The following is a 21,219-nucleotide window of genomic DNA, read 5'->3' on the forward strand; positions in this document are numbered from 1 at the left end:
ATTGACTTTTTGCAGTGATCAAGTAACCCCGAGTATCTAATGGCGGTTGATGAGCGCGTTCGTGGGGTACTCGAACTCACTCGACCAGTAAATGCACTCGTCGCTGGAATACTGACGTTCACTGGGGCGTTTATCGCACAAGGGAGTGAGCTCGTTGGTAGTGCTGAATCCGTCACTATCGCAGCCCTCGTAACGGTTCTCGCAACAGGAGCAGGGAACGCAATCAATGACTATTTCGACAGAGAGGTTGACCAAATCACAAATCCGGAGCGACCACTTCCGCGTGGCGCAGTTACGCCTCGAACGACACTTCTGTTCAGTGCAATACTCTTTATCCTTGCTGGGGGACTGTCACTGACTCTCCCGCCAATTGCGATCGCGATAGCGCTCATAAATATTGGTCTTCTGGTGATCTACACACCTCTCTTGAAGGGATTACCAGGAGTCGGGAATGCTGCCATAGCCTATCTCGGCGGGAGTGCATTTTTATTCGGTGGAGCCGCCGTCGAGAGCCTCACAGCTCCTGGGATACTATTCGCCATAGCAACACTGGCAACCTTTTCTCGAGAAGTTATCAAGGACGTAGAGGATCTCGCTGGTGATCAGGAAAACGATCTCAAGACGCTTCCAATCGTGATCGGAACGCATCGGGCACTTGTGGGTGCTGCTGTCGTCCTTTGTCTGATGGCTCTGCTGATACCACTCCCCTATCTCTATGGCACACTTGGAAGGCTGTATCTCGTACTTGTCGTGCCAGCAACCCTCGCAATGCTGTATGCTGGTTGGATCAGCTTTACCGATCCAACGAGAGGACAATCGGTGCTGAAGTATGGGACATTTCTCACGGCTGCGGCCTTCATCGGTGGCCGGCTAGCAACAATCACATAATATAACGAGTATATCTACTCTGGTTACTATTTAGAAGACTACGTTCGGTTGCTAACATTGTTACAATAAAGATATAGTATATAGTAGGTGTGTTTCACGGGGGTTGACACCGTAAACAGGGATGAAATTATATGGGCTCCATCGCATGGTTCATACTGGATGGTCGATATCTGATCCGAACCAGGAGTACATCAGCATAGCTGTACGGGGGTTCCCGTTTCAGCTACAGCCAGAATAGGGTAGCTACTCGATTGGATCAGCCCATAGCGTCGTATCCCGTTTACGGGGTCCCACTCACACTCAACGTAGGAACTTGGACTGTGAGTGGTCCCCGCGTTAACGGAAGGCGTCGATGTGGCTGGACTCGATTGAGTCGAGCAACCAGTTAACCACACATGCAATCACGATGACGCCAACAACACCACGGTGCCCTGGGAATAAAGGTTTTCTCACGGTACCAACCGACGATAGAGTACAGTCCATCGCAGAAGTAGTTCGCTACACTAGCGACAGCCAATCTTACAAGCTCGTTCCTTCGACATGCCCGACGTACTCACTGATACGAGTTCCGAGCAAGGAGGTGACGGTCTAATGCGAATCGAAGTCGACACCAGTCTTACCCAACTGTTCGCCGGCACTCGCCTCCCAACTGGGTCGACATGCACTCATTGCGATCACCCGTTCGACGCCAACGATCGCTGTATTCTGCTTGCAATCTGTCCAGAGGACGCATCAGCTTACACACTCACGGGACTCTCCTGTCCTGGTTGTGCCCATCAGACCATCTCCTCACCGACACTCGGATACAGTGAGCACCTCCTTGCGACCCGCCTCACGACAACAGCACACTCAAACGACGGGGCCCTCATCCTTTCGGACGTCCACACGATCCACACAAGCCCGCCAAGCGAAGGATCAGCCATCACTGACGGACCAGTAGCACTCCTCCCAACCGCTGACCTACCAGAACTCACAAACACCACCTACCATATCGAGCGTAAGGACGAGCAGCGGACACCACTGTGCAACTGTTCGTCCGACACGGAGTACACGCGTGTTGCGTTCGCTGATCTCGAAACACCGAGCGCACACTGCTGTCAGACCTGCCGTGACGTCTCTCAGAACGACTACTGCTCGTTAAGAGATGGCCTCTACCACGCCCAGGCCAAGACTGCTGATTCACCTCCCGACCCAGCAATCGGCGAGCTCCAGCGAGCCAGACGTTCAGCAACCCGAACGAGCGCCCAGCAGGAGTAGTCCACACGAGCAATGAGTGGACACTCCCACAGCGTCAGCGCTCGCCGTCGACCGAGCGGTTCGCTGCTCGTCAGCAACCCCTCAATAAGCCTCGCGCAGGACCACGAACAAGAACGAAGTACGCTCTGGAATCAGGGTTGCAACGGGGTGCGCGAGTACGTCGATGCTGGCGAGCTTGCTCAGTGGCTTCACAACGAACCGGGCGTCAACAAAGAATACAGTCAGAAGCTCGCCAGTCGAACGATCAACGCACTCACCGACCTGACGAAGGGGCGCCTTTACGTCAAACAGAAGAATCGTCGCAAAGATAGATTGTCGTACAAGGAACGGTGCGTCGTCCTGCCAGACGAGTCTGAGATCTCCGGTGAAACAACGTTCGGTGAGAGTTGTACTTCAACCACGTCCCCAGAAATGCTTACCAACGCTATAGGAGCTGCTACATCCGCGAAAGACAACTTGGAAATCAATGAAACCGATACGTTGGATAGTCTAACCAGTTGGGCCGCTGATGTACTCACTTGTCTAACCTGCGGAGAGATTCTCCCGTCCGATACGAGCATCAGCGGGCTGGTTGAGTGCCCACGATGTCATGAAGTCACGACCGGTCCAACCAAGGTGGGGGACGAATGACAAGAGCGTTTATTTTTTCTGTATGTGACCGGCGAGAGTGTGGGGAGGGTGGAGAGGAACCCCCGCAAGACGGGAAAACAGCAAGAAGAGGCCCTAACAAACAAGACAGGGTCAGCAACCACCCAACCACCACCGCCACCACCACCACCACTGTACTCCCGCTAGTAGCGGTAGTTGATGAGACCGCTACCGCTACTAACGGTAGCAGTCCTGTTGTGGAGGTGACTTCTTAATGGCATATCTCACCGAGCTTGATTGGTTCGTTCCTGTCAAGGAATGGGAACGGTACTGCAACCTCATCTATGAGGTCTGGGGCGACACAGACCTCTACGGCGGAATTTTCGCCAGTCAGGCGATGCGGCAGTACATTGATATCGACGAGTTCGCAGAGGCTGAGAGGGAGATCTCCGATACCCTCCAGACAGGGGGTCCATCACAGATAGAAAAAACAAACGCAACTACGACCCCGCTCTCCGAACAGGAGAAGTGCCGGGTCCGAGTGGGGGTCCACCCACCAACGAAGGAGGTGTTTGCCTCGGTCGCCCGATCCAACGGCATGAACCCCGGTGTCATGTTCGCGTACGCGATCCGCGAGTATCGGGAGGGTGGCCGAATGAGAAGGATCGTGGAGAAGTTTAAGAAATTTGATGAGTTCAAACAGCAGGATGATCACGAACAGGAGGAGGAATGCAACCCTACGACCCCGGCAGAGAAGCACGAGGTCATCTGTGACCAAATCAGGGACACCGTTGGATTGGACAAGAACATTCCCGAGGAGACACTTGTCGAGACGATCGAGGACGTCGCCGGATCGTCGCAACCGACGATTAACAAGTACCTCCCGGACGTGATAGACGACCTCGAGTTAGTGCATCACCCCAAGAACGCCGATCTGTACATTCACGAATCGCGCTTGGAGGAGATGGGCATTGATCCGAATGCACCACCGATCGACCGGAAACCCGCTGCTGTCCTCGATCGGGACGAGCGGGTCCAAGCTATCAAGATCGAGCTTCACCGTAACGCAGCTGCTATGAGCGTCTCCGAGATCCAATCCTCGGTTCTTGACGGCGCTTGGTCGTGGAGTCACGTCGACGAGCTCACTACCGAGATCGCCAACCAGGATGGGTTCGGGTTCCGCGACACAAATAGCAGTAAGAAGATTCTTGGGAAATCGGGCGGCTCCTCTCACCAGACACGATCTCAGTCTTCCTCCCGGTCGAGTGGGACTGATTCAACTGGCTCCGACCATGCCCAGCAGCACGATCACGACCAGGACGACAACGATGAGCGGGAGAAGCTCACGTCGGACGCAGCCGCCGAGATGGACGTGCTCATGAACGCGGAAGTCGCAACGGACGGGGGTGAGGATATCTAACTTTCCTTCTTTATCCCCCTATGATGGGGTTGATAAGGTGGTGTGACCGCCGAGATCCCTCGGCGTGAGCGTGATATCCATGCCGCAATGGAGAGTGTCATGGGGAATCTTACGGACTACTTCAAGGAGACGTATACGCCGCTGATTCTCGATCGACTCGCGTATGAGCCATCGCCGAGTAACGCGGACCTCTTCCTCCCAATTGGAGACGCCGAGCAGCACCGTTGTGAGGAGACTGAGACGGAGGCAACTCAGCAGATGGCCGACCTCACACAGGCGATTCCGGCAACGGATGGTGGAACATCTGAGTGACATCTCCGCCGGGTAGCTGTTGAGATTGTTATTTCCTTAGCCTTGTGCAACAACCGCCTTTCAAGAATGACCGATGTTGCACAAGGTCAGCAGCATCAGTCGAGCAAGTATCCCGAGTATGATCCTCGTCAGCCGATCCTGGTGTGACTGTTAATCGATGCTCTAGCAGTCACCTTTGCCGAGAGTGAAGGCGGTACTAATGGCGACACTGATGTGAGATCTGACGTGCTGCCAAAAACCTCCCCGGCGTGGGAGGTCCAACAATGATCGAAGGGGTAGGTACCCTCAGTGGCGGCGTACAGGGGAGGCGACCGCCACCAATTACTACCATGTCAATATACTTAATCTTTTTGGTTATAGTTTCGAATCTTGGACTTTAATGATGAGTGCACGTTGGACCCTGTCTCACCGTTAGTACCACCGACTCGGTATCTACTGACAGGCTGAAGATGACGCAGGCTCCCGGCCCTGAGGCCACGGCCGGGAGTAGGAGGGTGACCCTCCCGTGAACTAGTAGTAGTACCTACCTATTAGTTACCAGGAGGCTAGAACGTTCCTTGTGGTTTTCACAGTAGTTCTATTATCATTCGATTATTCTATTATTTCTTCATATCATATTAATTTCAATAAAGTGATAAGATATATGATGCTCCGGGTGCTAATAATATGTGCCAGGCGTGGATGACCGGTCTCTCGAGTCACAAGGAGGGATCGAAGTGGCTCTCTGGTTGTGTTCTGGAGAAGGGCATGCACGCCTGGACGCCTGCGGTGGAGTGCAGGAGTCAACTATGGCCTCAGTCCTGCCCTCTCATGAAGGCGTGTACCCTATCGTTAGATTCACACTACTAGTTATTAAATCTAGCACCCAAATGAATTGTCGCTACTGAGATTGGAGACGCCACGAAGATCATCTCTTTAGGAGGGAGCGAAAAGACTCCCTATACAGTCCACCATCTGGCAGATTTCTCAGGAAATTGGAGCCGAGTGTTGAATTTCCGGGAGCCCTGCGGTGCAGACTGGGTTAATCGAGGATCTGTTCAGATACCTTGTGCAATACCACCCGTCCTCACTTGGCAGATGATGCACAAGGTTAGCCAACTCTCTGTCGATAAACACCAATTAACTAATACAATTGATGCTCTATGAGTTACTGCAGCCTGCCTAGCCCCTGGCTGCACGCATACCCACCCCACTCTCTCGTTCATGAGAACCTTTCCGATTCGGAGGGATTTTCGACGCACAACTAGCAGGCGAATCGGATACGAACACCTTGCCATGATTGGAACTGCAAGACACCACCGGAGTCAGTGAGTGATTCCGGCTCCGAATCGGGCGGTCACTACTGATCACTCAAGTCATCCGAAGGTGTCGCCCTCTCGCTTCCGTAACAGCTGATGGTTATAAATAAATACTAATTACAGAAAAGTTAACAAGGCGTCAGTATGTAGATGCACCTGTCGCGGACGGCCCTAACCCCTATCCCGACCGCGGCAGCACCCATATCTGGGTGCAGCGGCTCCCCATCACCTGTCATCGGTTTCGCTTCGACTCGCATCTCGATCGCATCGCACGCGACGTTCATGAGTGCGCCGAGAAAGCGCCTGCTGGGCTCGTACTTGTTAGGCAAATAATTACGAAGGGATTACCGCTGCTGAAGGAACGAAGCCTCATACACAAACGGTGGTCCGCGTTATGGACTTCCTCAACAAATTGGGCAAAGACGACGTTGAACAGACGAAACGACGCTCGAAGAAACTCGTTATCGTCGATAAAAATGCGGCAGACGCATATCACGATCGTTGTGATAGGGAAATCGAGCAACCCCCATGATAAGCGTGATATCCTAACACCAAATCAATACAATTAAGAGTAGTCCGAAAGAACAAATCAGGTAAGCAGAGTAGCGGCAGTAACAACTACAACCAACTCTAGTATAGTACAATAGTAGTGTCGATAGTAAAAACGATTTTGGCGGTTCTAGCTCCGCAAGCATATCACACCACGGTGTGATTAGAGTAGAGTTACTGGAGTCATGGTTTCATTCTCGTCATACCGTTTCTCCGTCGTTTGGTTTGGCAGTGATTTCTCTACTTCCTATGCAGATGAATGATTACGCTCGTCAGAATCGTTTTGACAGTATCTAGTTCGATAGACCGTTGATTCCTACTGGACTCAATTAATATGGAGAGTATATAGCGCGGTATATGCAGTGGTTTCATGGCGGTGGTTTGTCGGATCTAGGAAGTTCGCTGATACAGTGCTTACAATATGTATAGAAGAGATCATTTTTTGTGTGGCATGCTCGGCACAGTCTACTTGATGGGGGGTCTGATATAGCTTGATTAAGGGGAGACGATTGTGGCTGAGTCACTGAACGTAACGAAGTGCCTCCGTTGTCGCTCTCTTGTTTCCACCGCCTGAGATAGTACTGACTGAGGCCGTACCAAAGTAGGCCGATAAAGAGAATCGCGAGTAGTTGGCTAGACGATACCATCCTCTCGTTTGGTATAGCGTGCCAAGCTCAATGAGATTTTTCATTTGTTTCTGACTTGAATATATGAACTATAATCGTTGAACACATACGTCCATATGCTGTTTTCCTCCATTTGAGAGGATCAGTATTCGAATTTCCAGGATTCCCTCACGCCGATTGTATCTCCTACTGAGGGAAGGCAACAGAATTATATCAGCCCGATATTCTTCGAAGAGATAATGATACGGTTCCATCGTCTATGACTCGGCCTAAGCCTACAGAGAGCTCCATAATCGAAACAACTCTTTCACTGGATACAGTCTTGGAGCTACTAGCGAATCAACGCCGACGATTCGCGCTCTATGCGGTAGTCGATTTGACTGACGATCTCATCGAGTTTGAGATGCTTATTGAGGAAGTCGCAACTCTCGAAGCAGCATGCGCACAGACAGCACTCACTCGTGAGCAGTACCAAGACGTGGCTGCCGATCTGTACCACTGGCACCTCCCTGTTCTTGCTGATGTCGAACTCATTGATTTCGATACGCGAGACGAACTAGTCCGATATTGGCCCCATCACGTCCTCGAAACGTGGGTCGCCCGCGTAAGACAGGACGAACTAGTACACCGAGAGTAGCTCTCAAATCAACTCAAAACGACTTACCTTCACAGAGACGGTTGTTCGAGCGGTACAACTACCAGTGCTGGTACGTCCCGTAAACGGCTGGTGACAGCTCTAGCCAAGTACCCTCCCGAGAGATTCTACTCCGGATAATGGTCGTCCATGGACAGACTACAGTGGTAAACGCCTACCGAGTTCGACGATTAGTCCAGACGCGAACGGAGCAACTGTACGAGTCGAGACTATATCCGCGGACATCATAATTAGTGCCAGTTCCATCAGTCAACAGATTCACCGCGTTTAGAACCGTAGAACAAGTATGACTGTTGATGAGCCCGACAATGCGCTTCGGCTGTCACTGAAGATTTGGCACCCTGATTGCTGGACAACCCACGTCACTGAACAGATCGATATCGGAATTCTCAGCTACGGGATATACACAACGGTGGACGATCATGCAACAAGTCTCTGTACGTTTTATGCGGATGATCAAACAACGATCGACGAGGCGATCGATTTCGTTCGAAACTCGCCACCTGTCTGTTCTGTCGCCGAAATGAGTCTCGATTACGATACCGGTTCAGTCGCGTCACCGGGGAACGCAACCCAGGAAGTGCTTGTCGAGCAGGACGGCGGGACGCAGATCACGCAGGCGTTCACCTCGCGCGGATTTGTCTTCGAACCAGTTCACTCCACAGATGGCTTCGAGTATTGGACACTGTTAACAAACCATAACAAAGAACAGATTCGGGCTGTCCTCGATACCATCCGTGAGGAGAAAAACGCAGAGATTACCGTTAGAAAAATCACCTCAGCAGCCTCGATAACCGACAATAGTCGCCTCCCGCTTTACGAACTCTCACAGCGACAGCGTGAGGTCTTTGAACTCGCTCGTGAGTGGGGATATTACGATTGGCCGAAGCAGTGTTCAGCACGTGCATTGGCTACGGAGTTGGGAATCGCAACCTCGACTCTGCACGAACACCTTCACAAGGTGGAGGCGAAGCTACTTGATCCCCCACCGAAGTGAGCCGATCTATGAGCCTACGATGAGAGGAACCGGCAGCACTGCAGGAATTCGCCCCGCAGAGTCTCATATTTGAGTAGTGCGAATCCAAAGAGAATAACCAGAAATCCGAGGAGCGACATCGTGTCAATCTCCTCGCCAAGCCAAAGCCAGCCGATCAGTGCGGCAAAAACCGGTGTCACGTACTCAATGAGGTTCGTTTCGATTGATCCCAGTCTGTCGAGCAATGCAAAGTATGCAAGGAATCCAATGACGGTGGGAACCACAACGAGATACGCGAGGACACCAATCGCTTCGGGAGACCACTGGATCGACGCAATTGATTCCGAGCGCCCGAGGCTGATCGCCTGCAGTTCGATCGCACCGAGCACCATTGCCCACGCCTGTCTCGATTCAAGAGACAGATCGACCGGATAGCGCTGAACGAAAACCGATCCTATGGCGGTTGACACCGCCGCTGCGACGATCAAGAGTTCTCCCTGTGAACCACCTGAGAGGACCCCGCTAATGTCGGGACGCGCAACGAGCGCAACGCCGACAAAACTGACGACGATTCCAAGTATTCCGGCGACAGCAACCCGCTCGTCGGCCAAGAGTACGTGAGCAAACCCGATCGTTAGAATCGGCGCAGTAGAGACGAGAATCGCCGCGACGGCGCTCGTAACGTACTGCTGGCCAACGAAGAGCAATGCGTGATATCCCCCATAGATGAAGATGCCGCTCGTAAGGATGTGCAGCCACTCGGCCAACCCGTTCGGGCGGAGTCGATTCGCGCGGACGATAGTGTAGACGAGCATAACTAGTGCCGCGAGTTCGAATCGAAGCGCCGCATAGAGAATCGGCGGGAAATACTCAAGCCCGGCGTTGATCGCGACGAACGACGATCCCCACGCGGCTGCGAGGCCGACAAATAGTGCTATCGTTCCGTATTGTCTGGAGTCCATTACCTGTTGCTACGTCTAAGCCATCTCTCAACCCACGACCGGCCATACTAGGCTGCCCATTCGATCAACAATTAATCTCGGATCGAATCCTCGTCTCGAAAGAATACACGCAAATGGTGCGATGCTCACTTAGATTGACATCCTCCTCCGGCTTTAGCCGGAGGAATCTTTCCGTCACCGCAGACGGATTCTACGCGCCGACAATATCTGACCGATAGCTGTCGATTTCTGTTAGAACCTGTTGACGATCCGATTTGGGAACGTCGTTCATCTCGAGAGCTGTATCTAAATGCTCTGCAACGGCATCGAATTCGTCATCTGTGATCCCCATCCCTTCATGAGCGTCGTACATATCGGCACCATCGTAGTCAACCGGGCCACCAGTTACAGCCGAGATGAACTGTGCCTGGTGGGCTCGGAGAGCAGTCGTATCCGTCTCCTCGAAATGGTGCGCAACTTGCTCATCATTTAACACTCGATCATAGAAATCATCCACGACGGTTTCAATAGCGTCTTGACCACCCAAGCGATCGAACAGTGGTTCGTTAGTACTCATCGACACCGTTGGCTACACTCGCATGTCCTAATACAGTTTTGATAATATAACCACATATCTTGGAATATTTCCGGTACTGCTCGGACCAGAGCAGTCCAGTTACGCTGAGCCAATAGGCTAAGTGTCTTGTCTACGTAGCCGTAGAGCGATCCTCTAATGGTCCAATCCGATCGCAATACATCACCAAACGAGCCGCAAGAAACAGCACCCTGCTTCGCTTGCGGGCAAGAGACATCACTTCCGGACGACACACAGAGTCCCGTTTGCTACCGACCGTTGTGTGATGACTGTGCCGACGATTCGGGGTGAATGGCTGGTTAGGCAATTGAAGAAGCGGTATTCAATCTTGATCTACGATGAATGCACAGAATCATACTGAGTATCTCGTTATGAGTGCTCCTGGTCGGGAAGCCGTGTTTACGGCGAGTATCGTATTCGGCGACACACTCAGTATCGACCGATCGAATCTGTATCTATGGTAACGTCGATCCGGACGGTAGATCGAGGTGCGTGGCTCAGTATAAATGGAACGCGTGAATTCGGCATAAGTGATCTCTGGCCGCTCGCCGAATCAGATATCTGTGCCTGTGAAGTAACTGACTTCCTTGCCGAAGGAATCGCTGAGATTGGTGTTGATCCGCCAAATATCGAAGCTCAGTTTACAGGCCGATGTATCGTATGCGGAACTGAAGGGACGACCGGTTGGCTTGTCCTCGGTCGGGTAAACCCAGTTGATCAAACGTTTTTGGGTGTTGATCCGGAGTCCATTCATGTCCCTAATCGGCAATTCTGCCATTAGTCGAATACAGACGGCCAGCCCCGATACTGGATCTCTTGGTGAAGCCGCTCCCGATCGTAGTAGCGAAAGTCATACCTGCGGCAGTACTGATCGGATTGCTCGGGTTCATCGGACCACCTGTTGACTCGCCAGACATCCAATTTGGAGTGTGTAGAGAGGCCTTCTATCTCGATATGAGAGATATCAACCCCGTCGTATCCGTTTTGGATTGCTTTACACAGTGTTTCCCGGAGCGTTTCCTCGAACGACTGGGCAACACACCGACTTACAGAACTGCACGCCTCACTCCCGGTTTTGCAACGCCCAGATGATTTCTCAAGGGATACGGAGGTGGATGTCTGTCTCAACTTCGCCCGGTCTCTTTTGGAAGTATCACGCATGGTGGTATCGTCGTCGTGGAGTCTCCTGTGATTTCAACGGCTCATATGGAGCGTGTAGCGGTCCTTCGTTGGGAACATCTAGCGGCGGACGTACTCATCAACTTTCGGGCGTGCTGTGAGAACAGATCTACTGTGAATCACTAGTCACTCGCTCAAAGAGATGGAGGACGATTGCGTGGACTTCCACAAGGATAACGACACTGATAACGATAATCGCAACTTGCAGTGGCGTTGAGAGTAGCCCTAGCGAGACAATCAATGTCGTTGCGCACGCTGGCGCATGATTGGTATCCGTTGCAATCATTCCCCAGCTCGTCACGATAATGGAGAGAACTCCACTCCCTGCAAGGCGGAGCCCATTAGGCGAAAATGCAGCATGAGTCGCTGTGATTGAGATACCAGCCGCGAGGACTGTATAAGCTGTTAATCCTACGACACCGCCGATAAGATGGCTCCCAACGATACGATAGGTTCGGGTACGTTCACCTCGTCGATCAAATGCAAGAATAAACGCTGACGGACCAAGGCTGGGGAAAACAAACGGCTGTCCGCTTGCCCAGGCAACAAGTCCTAAGACAGTAAACAAAAAGCCCGCATACAGACTTGTTCCGACTCTCTGCCGTACCATGTTTGCTTTCAACCGCTCGTCGTGTAAAGCCTGTTCAATTCAATCGACAGGGCCTCGTAACAGAAACAGTCTACCGACGGCTGGAAGATTGCTGTTGAACCTAATGTTTGCTTCATATCTGAGAACTATTGCTCGGCAACTTCTCGTCGATCTGGTGGCCTCAAATTAGGGCCCAGTGTTATTGACCATTTCCTGTTGAAGTGGCAATTCCAAGCCAAGCAAGTTTGATATCGACCATAGACTCTTATGCTCGAACCATAGATTTCCAGTATGGATCAGCGAATCCTCGTCCCATACGACGGGTCGGATGCATCAAAGACAGCACTCGAACGTGCCTTAGAGGAAAATCCTGATGCCGAAATTACCGTCCTTAACGTCCTTGATTCGACAAATCGTGCCTATAGTGGGGTTCAAGCTAGTGGGGCTGAAAGTCTCAATGACGCTCAGCGTGAAGAAGCTGAAGAACTGTTCCAGCAGGCTAAAAATCACGCTGCCGACTACGATATGACCATTCAAACTGCCGTTCAAGTCGGTACTCCAGGCGAGGTAATCGTCGAATATGCCCAGGAGAACAACATCGATCATATCATCATGGGGAGCCACGGTCGTTCAGGTCTCTCACGGATCGTTGTTGGGAGTGTCGCCGAAACAGTGATCCGGAATTCACCGCTGACGGTAACGATCGCTCGATAGCACATCGCTACGAACCATTCCTCTTATTTTTTAGATTGCAAGTCAAGCTCACGAACTATTATATCGTCCTCAGAGGGTGGATACCCTCTCGACGGAGATGCGGTCGGTGGATAGATTTAACAGAATCCGGCAGCGAAGTCAGTATGCTCCGTTGGTGTAGCTCGGCCAATCATCTCGGCATCTCACGTCGAGGACCGAGGTTCAAATCCTCGACTGAGCATCAAATCCTAATCCAGGGGAGGTTGGCGGAACGAATTTCTGAAGGATTAGAACGTCTCGTTTGAAACACTGGAGGCCACCTGTAGACGTCATCACTCGACTGAACAAAGTAATGTGCCTATAGCCAGAAACCTGCTTCAGAGAGACTGTCGCTATGAGATGGGAATTCAAAGAAATCGAATGGGAAGCCGTCGCGGGTATCCTAGCGGCAGTTCTCGCCCTTGTACTCCATTTCTTGCACATCGTGGACGAAGCCGTGCTTCTTCAGATTACGCTCGTTCTCATGGCGTTCTTGTTTATCAGTCATCTCAGGCGTGAATCGGAAACGGAGAATCTCTCTGAGTCCCTCGCTCACACCGAACGCACTGTTGAAGACATCCGCGCCGGTATGGATGCCTCCGACCTCAAACTCATCGGCCCAGGAGAGCTCAGATCGCGGAGTACGCAGTTCGGCCAGGGTGCCCGTGGAGAAATGATCTGGTTCAACGTTTGTCTGCTCATGTTCGTCCCTCAGAATCTCTTCGATGCGTTGCTTCGTCCACCGATCGAGAATCCAAGTGTGTCCTCGATACAGTTCGTCCTCGACGAGAGTGAGCGGGAACGCTGGAATACGCAGGTCAAACCCAAAATAAAGAAATGTCGGGATGCTGAGACGGTACAGGAACCCATTTGGCGCGAACTCGATGAGAATGTCTCGTTCATTCTGCGCGGGACAAAAAACGGAGAGACTGACGCGCTCTTGAGTTTCTGGGGAGAACCGTTTATGGCACGAACGACGAGGGACGTTCCCCGCTATATCATCCACGTAACAGAAGAATCCGAATTGATCCCCCAATTGCGAGACATCGAACGCGAACATAGACTTCAGCAGACATGAATAAAGGATTCCCATCAACAACCAAGAAGGCCACCATCGGTATCCTCTGAGCGAACAGAACGAATCATTGAAACGGACGATTCAAAGCACAACAGACCGATATTCACACAATGTACGTCGAATTCGATCGCGATACCTGTACAGGAATCTTCAACTGCGTCCACGAGTGGGAAAAGTTCGTCGAAGATCGTGATGCGGGGAAAGCGACGCTCGTTGAAAGCGACGAGTTCGAGACCGATCACTATAGACGAGACGTTCCCGAAGGGGAGGAATTCGATGCGAAAATGGCCGCTCGTGTTTGTCCGGTAGATGCAATCACTATCTACGACGAGGAGGGGGAACAATTGGTTCCATAATCTGCCCTTGGCTGTCGTTCTAGATAGCGTGAGTAGAGATTTGACTACTAAAGGGAGGTGGGTTTTTTACGTATTTAGAGAAGGAAGGGATATAACCGATATCCAGCTATATATCCCCGATCTTGGAGCTAGTGATACGAATATATAAGAATTATATGCTATTAATTGAGCTATGTGCGTTCGAGGTACAGAGAATACATGATAATTGCGAAACCGATCGCGACAAGAACACTGTTAATCAAGACACCCATCTCTAACGAAACAGATAGAAGTTGATCAGCTACTCCAGCAAGTAGTGAGCCAAGCGTAATGACACCAAATCCAATACCTAACGTCCGCAGTGAGGAAGCACCAGTTCGACGGTACGCTTTATATGCAATATAGGTGATACCGGATCCCAATAGTAAAATTACTGTTTTGACAACGACAACAGCAGTTCCGACCCATATCATAACTCATCACCCATCTGAGACCAAATATCCGCGAGTCGTTCATCTGCCTTTCGGGAAGGACGATCCACTGTTACTGAGAAGTCATCGCTCTCCATCGAGATCTTCACGTTGTCAAAGTCTCGCTCATATCGTGTGGTTCGTCCTCCTTGCGGATTAATCGTGTCTCGCTCACGGACGAGCGATGCATGACTCAGGAGTTCTAATTTTCGATACAAAGTTGATTGGGGTATATCGCATCTGGTACTGAGTTCAGTTGCGGTCATAGGTTGTGCTGTTTCACGAAGGATCGTTCGGCAATCAGCGTCATCCAGCGCATCAAGAATTACCTGTAATGATGGTGAATCCGCTGATGACGCTGAACTACGTTCCATTGGCTACTTCCAAATACTCCGTCGCATATACTGTCTGGTTTGGCTTATACCAGCTATTATAGAGAGTATCCCTCTATTCCACAGCGGATATACAGCCCGTCGCTTGAGAGCATTTCGTTCAATGTTCTTCCCACCGGTATTCGTCGTAGTCCTCAGAAGAAGGCAATACATTTTGTGCATACCGATACTGAACGCCATTACACATTGTGCCCCTCTTCGCCATAAATCTCAAGCAACTCTTGATACCGAGCTCGGATCGTCATTCTACTTACGTGAGTCGCAGATCGTACGGTCTCTTGTGTGAGTTTCTCGTTTGTTAATCGAGTAGCTGCATAGATGGCACCAGCGGCAAGCCCAGCGGGATTCCGACCGCTATGAACTCCCTGCGTTTTTGCAGTTGTGAGTAGGTCCCGAGCCCGACGTGTTGCTTCATCACTCACATTGAGTTCGGACGCAAACTGTGGAACGTATTGAAGTGGATCCACTGGTTTCATTCGTAAGCCAAGCTCACGGGACAAATAGCGATAGGCACGCTGTATACGGAGTCGTTCAACTCGACTTACAGTCTCGAACTCTGCCAACGTCCGTGGTGTCGAATGTTGCCGAGCCGCTGTATACAACGATGCTGTGGCCATCCCCTCAATGGATCGTCCGGGAAGCAAGTCATCTTCAACAGCTCGTCGATAGAGCACACCAGCAGTTTCACGAATCGAGTCAGGTAAACCAAGAGCGGAGGCCATCCGACGGATCTCGCCGAATGCCTGCTTGAGATTTCGTTCGTGTGCATCCTTCGTTCGAAACCGTTCGTCCCACTGGCGGAGGCGTTGTAATTGTGCTCGTTTTGGCTCTGATATCGCGTGCCCGTATGCATCCCTATCTTGCCAACCTATCATTGTACTCAACCCCTTATCATGCATCAATTGCGTTGTTGGGGCACCAACCCGGCTTTTTTCATCGCGCTCCTTGCTATCGTATGCACGCCAGTCCGGACCATGATCGACCACATCAGTATCGAGAACCAAGCCACACTCCTCACAGGTGACTTCACCATGCTCATCGTCCTGAATAACGGGTCCATCACATTCTGGACACACAGAGGCCGACTGAGATGGTGAATTCGAGGACGTCTCCTCGCTATGGTCATCGATGATTGTAGGGACAGTGTTAGTCATGATTTCTAGAGTTCGACGCTGGTTGTGCTGTCTTCGATCTAATACTGTGAGAGAGAGACGCAAGAAGACAGGGCGGATTCCCAAACGCTGAGAATCCGTCGATTTGAGGAGCGACGATACTAATTCCCTACTCACGACTCATGATAATACAAAAAATTATAGTAAGCCTGCTAATGACGCATGGATCGACTAGCCAACACCTCTCTCTCTCTCTCACTCGATATGGGGTTTGAACTATTAGCCAACAAGCGCGCCGTTTGGCGCTGTATTCGCTGCTTGACTTTTTCGACGCTCTCACCAAGTTCGGAACGGCTCAAATGGACATGTATGACGAGCAGTCCTGCACCACCTCGGCAGCCTTGGAGACTGGCTATCGACATCTCAATACTGCATAAAGGTATGACACGAGAAGACGGTCGGCGACGATCCGCTGAACGAGATGATTGATCGCTTATTCCATTTCAAGCGCAATCTCAAAACTGCCGGTGAGCGTCCGCTACGCGATCACCTGATGCTTTCTATCGCCCCGAGCTGCGTAAACGTGCTTGACCGCGCCGACGGTAAATGCAAGTGCACCGAGGATCATCGGGGTGTCCCCAAGTGTTCGGACCCAGAGCAAGGCCTGCACCCGCGGGCGCTCATAGAACTCGAGACTCCGGGCGACAGCGTATCCTTCCGAGTAGGACGCTTTGAGCTGGGCGAAGCCGACGGGAAGCAACGAGGCGAAAGTCATGATCGCCAGCCCGATGTTCGTCAGCCAAAACGCCCCGCGGAACCACGCTGGGTCCCAGGCGTTCTCGGGCGTGACCACACGCAAGATGTACGTCCCCAACCCGAGTGCGAGCAGCCCGAACGCGCCGAACATCGCCGCGTGGGCGTGGGCCACAGTCAGGTAGGTGCCGTGTTCGTAGTAGTTGATCACCGGCAGGTTAATGAAGAATCCCAGTACCCCGCCACCGACGAAATTCCAGACGCTGCTGGCGATAATAAACAAAAATGGAATCGTATACGGGAAGTCTTCGCCCTGTGCGCGAAGCGAGCGATACTCCCCAAGGCTCCGATACAGGACGAACACCAATGGGATGAACTCAAGCGTCGAAAACGTCGTTCCGAGGGGCACCCATACGTCGGGCAGACCGACCCACCAGTAATGATGCGAGACGCCGACGATACCTGCACCCATGATCGTGAACACCTCGAAGAGGATTGCCTTCTCAGCATCGCCTTGGTCGACCAGCTCCATCGAGACCAGCGCAACCGAGATCACGGCGGTGACAAAGAACTCGAAGACGCCCTCGACCCACATGTGAACGACCCACCAGCGCCAGAACTCCGTGACCGCTATGTTCGTCTCGGGAGTGTACAGCATGCTCGCTCCGAACAGCAGCGCAATCGAGCCGCCAGCGTACGCCATGAAGTGTCCCAGTCCGGCCGGAGAGTCCTCGACACGGCGCACACCGCGGATCACCAACCCGGTCCAGCCGACGAAGCCCGCAAGAAGCAACAGTTTCCAGAGCCGGCCGACTTCGAGGTACTCGAGACCTTCCGAGCCGATCAGCCACCAGAGGTCGCCGTCCTCTGGCGTCCCAAGCTTGCCGTGGATACCGAGCCAGACGCCCGCAAACGCGCCGACGGTCGCAGTCACAAGCAGACCGAGCAGCGTGGTCGTCCCTGCGGTCTGCCACGGTGGGTCGTCGTCGCTGAACAGCCCCGGGAGGAACAATCCGCCCGCGAGCCACAGTGTCGTGATCCAGAGCACTGCGAGGTTGACGTGCCACGTTCGGACGGTCGCGAAGGGCAACAGCGAGACGATGTCGATCCCCAGTGCATCAGCGATGCCGAAAAAGCCGGTGCGCTCGATGTAGTAGTGGGCTAGCAGCGCTCCGGTGAGCGTCTGAACGAGAAACAGGGCACCCGCGACGGGGACATACCACGCGGCGGCGTACTGTGTAGCCGTACTTGCCACCTTGTCCGGCGAAGGAATCTCGATCATCTCGGTCGTCGGCTCGGCGAAGTCGAAGGTATGGTACGCCCACACGCCCAGCCCACCGCTCGCGACGAGCAATACGAGGCTGATCGTACTCCAGACGAGCACCTGCCCAGTCGGGCGGTTCCCGGTCCCGGAAACGTAGGGCCAGTCGTTTGTATACGAGTGGTCCGAGCCCGGTCGATTGGTATGGGAGATCCAGGCCGTCCAGCAGGCGAAGTCGGCGATTCGGGCGGCCTGTTCTACACTTCTAACAAAGCCTTCTGGGATTCCTCGTTCGGGATCACCCTCGTGATAGCGCTCGATATATGTCTCACGGATCTGCTGATGTGCATAGGTCTCGGCTGCTGAGTACTCCGCGATTGGGCCGTCAGGGGCCTCACCGTCGAGTTCGGTTTCGACCCGGTGTTCAACGGCGGCCTGTTCATCCTCATCGAGGGCCACCAGAGAATCGGTTCCCCGCTCTCGAGCGTAGTACTCGCGCATGAAGTGGGCTTTTAGCTCTAGCGCGTCGGCAGTGAGGTCGACTCCAAAGTAGGAGCCGTTGCCCAGGATCGACCCCTGATTCATCAGTCCGTTGGCCTGGAATGCTTTTTTCCCTGCCCGGACTTGCTCTGCCGTAAAGACGACATCGTTATCGGGACCACGGAATTCCTCGGGGATCGGGGGCGCGTGACGTTTAGAGAACCACGCTCCAAGCCCCATCGCTACGAGGTTGGCGACGAAAAGTGCAACGAGCGCCCGTGCGCCAGTCGTCTCTGAACCGAGAATTTCGCGTATTTCGTCTTCGTCAAGCCCATCAAGGAGCTTCGAGAGCGCGCCGAGGGCGACCTGTTCGCCAGTGTACTGGCCACCACCCCCGATGTTCTCGGCGGCGAACACGGACAGCAGGCCCGCAAGCGCCCCGCCGAGGTCCGACACACCCCCACTGTCGGCAAGCAGGGTCGCCGCGAGTGCCGCCGCTCCGGCCTCAGTTGCGTGGATGGAACGTCCTTCGTTTCCATCTACGGTCACGTCCTCGAAACGCTCCGAGGCGTCGCCGAGGGCCCGCTCAATCTGGTGACCGAATTCGATCGCGTCCCGTTCGAGTAACTCGGAGAAAGCGTCGCCGTCTCGGTCGCCAGCCGTGATGGCCGCTAGATCAAGCTCCGAGAGATCTACATCCGAGAGAGTCCCGGCGAGCGTCGATTCCGACGGTCGTGCGTCGGCGGCCACGCGCTCGCGGATCGCCTCAACGGTCCGATCGTCCAAGCGAGTCTCATCAAGATTGTACTGGTGTAGGAACGCCTCGAACGCGCGATCGGTCGCTTCATCAACGACCGACATCCCCTCGTACTCCTTAAGGAGGGATTCGATACGGCGCTCGATCGCACTGGAAGGATCATGTGCCGTCCGGCGAACCCACGTCGGGACGGCATCAACAACGCCTGGTTTGAGCCGCTCTACTACGTACGCTTTCGCGTGGCGCCTCTCCGACGCGGGTTGGTCACGATCGGGGAGGACGGCGTTCTGAAGGAAGTTCGTGATGGCCATAGATGTGAATTGTCGGGTATCTGTACCAACGTTTTATGATAACAACATACGTGCAAATAGTTATATTGGTACACTCGAACATGTTTGGGCCTACCGTCGAGTGGCGAGTTGGTAGGCCGATCGAACAACGACCTGAGATCCTGTAGCCAGGTACTACTTTACACCTCACGAAAGGACGTCTCTACGTGAAACGGAAGAATCGTCGGAAGGACGGGCTCTCGTATAAGGAACGGCGCGTCGTCCTTCCCGAAGAGTCCGAGATCCCCGGTGAAACAACGCTCGAGGCGGACTCTCCGGAGACAGCTGACGTCGGTGGCGAGTGATGTCCCCGGGCCCTAACTCCCGTGAGAGCGGGTTAACACTCTAACAGGAACTCGGCTACTCCCCGCGCAAGCGGTTACTAGTACGGTACGATTACTAGTGGGTACATCCGTGAACGGCTGGTGACGGCTTTAGCCAGGGACCTCTCTGAGAGGTTCCACTCCCGACAACGGCTGTCCATGGCTAATCGTCAACCCTCATCAGTTTCCTCGTGCTGTGATCGCTATCGGTAGACCGTTATCGATCCTAATACAGCGTTACTCAACGTACTCTCGCAACTGAGCAACTGCCTGCTCAACGATCTCGTCGGTGAGCCTCCCTTGCCAATCGGTGATCCACTCCGTCTTCACTGAATTCACCGACCACGGCATTATCGAACTCGATTTGGGAGCACCTCCTTCTTGCCAGTGCTCATCCATGAGTACAATTCGTTCGTCATGCCACGTTCGCGTCGTCAGTGAAAGAGTGATATACTGTTCACCGTGAAACGGTGTCTCTGCTCGATTGATAAGCAGAAACGGGCGGCCGGTTGTGCTCTCATCTTTGAACGGGTCCGCTGCGAGCACAACATCTCCACGTTCCATGCTCATTCGGATGAGTCTTCAGCAGCGTGTTCACGCCATTCGTCGAGATCCTCTGCACCGAACCGCTCATCCAGATCCGTTATCGTACGATGAAATCGAAACGCCTCATGGACCCGTTGCTCATCACCAATTGCCCAGTAGTCTCCCTTGTGCTGAACCAGCTCCCGATCCTGTAGCCGACGGAGAACAGTCCCGATCGAACTCTTCTTGATACTGGCCCCTTCTGCAATCTCGGAGGGAGTGAAAGCCTTGTCGTTGTTCCGATAGAGGAATCGAACGACCTTTTCAGCGTTCGTTACCTCGGTCAGTTCCTCACTGCTTCCGTCAGTGAACGTTTCAATATCGATTGGCATGTTTGTCAGTAGTGTCTCTAGTGTCATAAGCACTTGCTCGTCATTACGTCATTAGTGTCACTACTGCAGCAGAGACCCGAAATATCTCGTCGGTGAACTTGTGGGGTGACGTTGCTTTGCTACCGACGATACTCTAAGAAGAGCTCGTCTACCGTGTACTATTTCTAAAGTAAACTAAATTCATCCTACCTTGTGCAACAATGTTTCCTTACGAGGACTCCGTTGCACAAGGTAGCGTGCAATCTGAGCCTGTATTGTTGACCCTATTCTTCCTCTCAACACTATCACGGACCCAACTTACTATTAGTTAAAGCTTATATTGATACTATATGAGAAGTGAGGCGTACATCTCGTCACTGGATCGACGACAATTCCTCAAGCGGACGGCAGCGACAGCAGCCGGTACG

General features: G+C 52.8%; 22 protein-coding genes and 1 tRNA gene. 12 read left to right on the plus strand and 11 right to left on the minus strand.

Annotated elements, in window-relative coordinates; genetic code table 11:
- Positions 1 to 39: 39 nt before the first annotated feature.
- The 5 genes from EAO80_RS10210 to EAO80_RS10225 all read left to right on the plus strand — a co-directional run bounded on the left by EAO80_RS10210 (position 40) and on the right by EAO80_RS10225 (position 4,465).
- The gene (locus tag EAO80_RS10210) at positions 40 to 888 is read left to right on the plus strand and encodes a geranylgeranylglycerol-phosphate geranylgeranyltransferase (protein ID WP_122089795.1); all 849 of its coding nucleotides are present in this window, start codon (positions 40 to 42) and stop codon (positions 886 to 888) included.
- 591 nt (positions 889 to 1,479) lie between these two features.
- Positions 1,480 to 2,145 (plus strand): hypothetical protein, encoded by a 666-nt coding sequence (locus tag EAO80_RS19700; RefSeq protein ID WP_162993963.1) that lies wholly within the window; start codon positions 1,480 to 1,482, stop codon positions 2,143 to 2,145.
- Positions 2,146 to 2,157: 12 nt separating this feature from the next.
- Positions 2,158 to 2,775 carry a hypothetical protein gene (locus tag EAO80_RS20325; protein ID WP_245998560.1) on the plus strand — a complete coding sequence of 206 codons (618 nt, stop codon included), beginning with the start codon at positions 2,158 to 2,160 and terminating at the stop codon, positions 2,773 to 2,775.
- A gap of 232 nt (positions 2,776 to 3,007) precedes the next feature.
- The gene (locus EAO80_RS10220) at positions 3,008 to 4,153 is read left to right on the plus strand and encodes a hypothetical protein (protein ID WP_245998562.1); all 1,146 of its coding nucleotides are present in this window, start codon (positions 3,008 to 3,010) and stop codon (positions 4,151 to 4,153) included.
- A 99-nt stretch (positions 4,154 to 4,252) separates the two neighbouring features.
- Positions 4,253 to 4,465 (plus strand): hypothetical protein, encoded by a 213-nt coding sequence (locus tag EAO80_RS10225; RefSeq protein ID WP_162993964.1) that lies wholly within the window; start codon positions 4,253 to 4,255, stop codon positions 4,463 to 4,465.
- Positions 4,466 to 6,680: 2,215 nt separating this feature from the next.
- Here EAO80_RS10225 and EAO80_RS21015 read toward each other — a convergent pair.
- Positions 6,681 to 6,959 (minus strand): DUF7577 domain-containing protein, encoded by a 279-nt coding sequence (locus EAO80_RS21015; protein WP_449404320.1) that lies wholly within the window; start codon positions 6,957 to 6,959, stop codon positions 6,681 to 6,683.
- Between the two features lie 238 nt (positions 6,960 to 7,197).
- Here EAO80_RS21015 and EAO80_RS21020 point away from each other — a divergent pair, with 238 nt between their 5' ends.
- Positions 7,198 to 7,575 (plus strand): DUF7344 domain-containing protein, encoded by a 378-nt coding sequence (locus EAO80_RS21020; RefSeq protein ID WP_122089797.1) that lies wholly within the window; start codon positions 7,198 to 7,200, stop codon positions 7,573 to 7,575.
- Between the two features lie 304 nt (positions 7,576 to 7,879).
- Positions 7,880 to 8,590: a helix-turn-helix domain-containing protein gene (locus EAO80_RS10240; protein WP_122089798.1), complete on the plus strand. Its 711-nt coding sequence runs from the start codon at positions 7,880 to 7,882 to the stop codon at positions 8,588 to 8,590.
- Positions 8,591 to 8,604: 14 nt separating this feature from the next.
- On the opposite strand, the gene EAO80_RS10245 is transcribed toward EAO80_RS10240, so the two are convergent.
- From EAO80_RS10245 to EAO80_RS10260, 4 genes are all read right to left on the minus strand, one after another.
- The gene (locus EAO80_RS10245; RefSeq protein WP_122089799.1) at positions 8,605 to 9,531 is read right to left on the minus strand and encodes a DMT family transporter; all 927 of its coding nucleotides are present in this window, start codon (positions 9,529 to 9,531) and stop codon (positions 8,605 to 8,607) included.
- 190 nt (positions 9,532 to 9,721) lie between these two features.
- Positions 9,722 to 10,087 (minus strand): group I truncated hemoglobin, encoded by a 366-nt coding sequence (locus EAO80_RS10250; protein WP_122089800.1) that lies wholly within the window; start codon positions 10,085 to 10,087, stop codon positions 9,722 to 9,724.
- A 571-nt stretch (positions 10,088 to 10,658) separates the two neighbouring features.
- A complete protein-coding gene (locus EAO80_RS20800; RefSeq protein WP_162993965.1) occupies positions 10,659 to 10,883 on the minus strand; it encodes a hypothetical protein in 225 nt (74 codons plus the stop codon).
- 510 nt (positions 10,884 to 11,393) lie between these two features.
- Positions 11,394 to 11,894, minus strand: coding sequence for an HPP family protein (locus EAO80_RS10260; protein WP_122089802.1), 501 nt, complete (start codon positions 11,892 to 11,894; stop codon positions 11,394 to 11,396).
- 270 nt (positions 11,895 to 12,164) lie between these two features.
- Between EAO80_RS10260 and EAO80_RS10265 the strand changes: the two genes are divergently transcribed.
- The 4 genes from EAO80_RS10265 to EAO80_RS10280 all read left to right on the plus strand — a co-directional run bounded on the left by EAO80_RS10265 (position 12,165) and on the right by EAO80_RS10280 (position 14,039).
- Positions 12,165 to 12,587 (plus strand): universal stress protein, encoded by a 423-nt coding sequence (locus EAO80_RS10265; RefSeq protein WP_084383777.1) that lies wholly within the window; start codon positions 12,165 to 12,167, stop codon positions 12,585 to 12,587.
- 145 nt (positions 12,588 to 12,732) lie between these two features.
- Positions 12,733 to 12,807 (plus strand) — tRNA-Glu (locus EAO80_RS10270).
- A gap of 153 nt (positions 12,808 to 12,960) precedes the next feature.
- On the plus strand, positions 12,961 to 13,683 hold the full coding sequence (locus EAO80_RS10275) for a hypothetical protein (protein ID WP_122089803.1): 723 nt from the start codon (positions 12,961 to 12,963) through the stop codon (positions 13,681 to 13,683).
- A 110-nt stretch (positions 13,684 to 13,793) separates the two neighbouring features.
- Positions 13,794 to 14,039, plus strand: coding sequence for a ferredoxin (locus EAO80_RS10280; protein ID WP_122089804.1), 246 nt, complete (start codon positions 13,794 to 13,796; stop codon positions 14,037 to 14,039).
- 170 nt (positions 14,040 to 14,209) lie between these two features.
- Here EAO80_RS10280 and EAO80_RS20340 read toward each other — a convergent pair whose 3' ends face one another.
- From EAO80_RS20340 to EAO80_RS10300, 4 genes are all read right to left on the minus strand, one after another.
- A complete protein-coding gene (locus EAO80_RS20340) occupies positions 14,210 to 14,491 on the minus strand; it encodes a DUF7521 family protein (RefSeq protein ID WP_122089805.1) in 282 nt (93 codons plus the stop codon).
- Positions 14,488 to 14,862: a winged helix-turn-helix domain-containing protein gene (locus EAO80_RS10290; protein ID WP_122089806.1), complete on the minus strand. Its 375-nt coding sequence runs from the start codon at positions 14,860 to 14,862 to the stop codon at positions 14,488 to 14,490. Before EAO80_RS10290 ends, EAO80_RS20340 begins: the two co-directional genes overlap by 4 nt.
- Positions 14,863 to 15,059: 197 nt before the next feature.
- Positions 15,060 to 16,034, minus strand: coding sequence for a transcription initiation factor IIB (locus EAO80_RS10295; RefSeq protein ID WP_122089807.1), 975 nt, complete (start codon positions 16,032 to 16,034; stop codon positions 15,060 to 15,062).
- Positions 16,035 to 16,530: 496 nt separating this feature from the next.
- A complete protein-coding gene (locus tag EAO80_RS10300) occupies positions 16,531 to 19,554 on the minus strand; it encodes a nitric-oxide reductase large subunit (RefSeq protein WP_122089808.1) in 3,024 nt (1,007 codons plus the stop codon).
- A gap of 185 nt (positions 19,555 to 19,739) precedes the next feature.
- Here EAO80_RS10300 and EAO80_RS19710 point away from each other — a divergent pair, with 185 nt between their 5' ends.
- Positions 19,740 to 19,877: a hypothetical protein gene (locus EAO80_RS19710; RefSeq protein WP_162993966.1), complete on the plus strand. Its 138-nt coding sequence runs from the start codon at positions 19,740 to 19,742 to the stop codon at positions 19,875 to 19,877.
- Positions 19,878 to 20,132: 255 nt separating this feature from the next.
- Here the strand turns inward: EAO80_RS19710 and EAO80_RS10305 are convergent, their stop codons facing one another.
- Positions 20,133 to 20,465: a type II toxin-antitoxin system PemK/MazF family toxin gene (locus EAO80_RS10305; protein WP_122089809.1), complete on the minus strand. Its 333-nt coding sequence runs from the start codon at positions 20,463 to 20,465 to the stop codon at positions 20,133 to 20,135.
- Positions 20,462 to 20,839: a MarR family transcriptional regulator gene (locus EAO80_RS10310; RefSeq protein ID WP_211330679.1), complete on the minus strand. Its 378-nt coding sequence runs from the start codon at positions 20,837 to 20,839 to the stop codon at positions 20,462 to 20,464. Before EAO80_RS10310 ends, EAO80_RS10305 begins: the two co-directional genes overlap by 4 nt.
- Positions 20,840 to 21,219: the final 380 nt, after the last annotated feature.

Source organism: Halalkalicoccus subterraneus (genome assembly GCF_003697815.1).
Taxonomy (GTDB): Archaea; Halobacteriota; Halobacteria; order Halobacteriales; family Halalkalicoccaceae; genus Halalkalicoccus; species Halalkalicoccus subterraneus.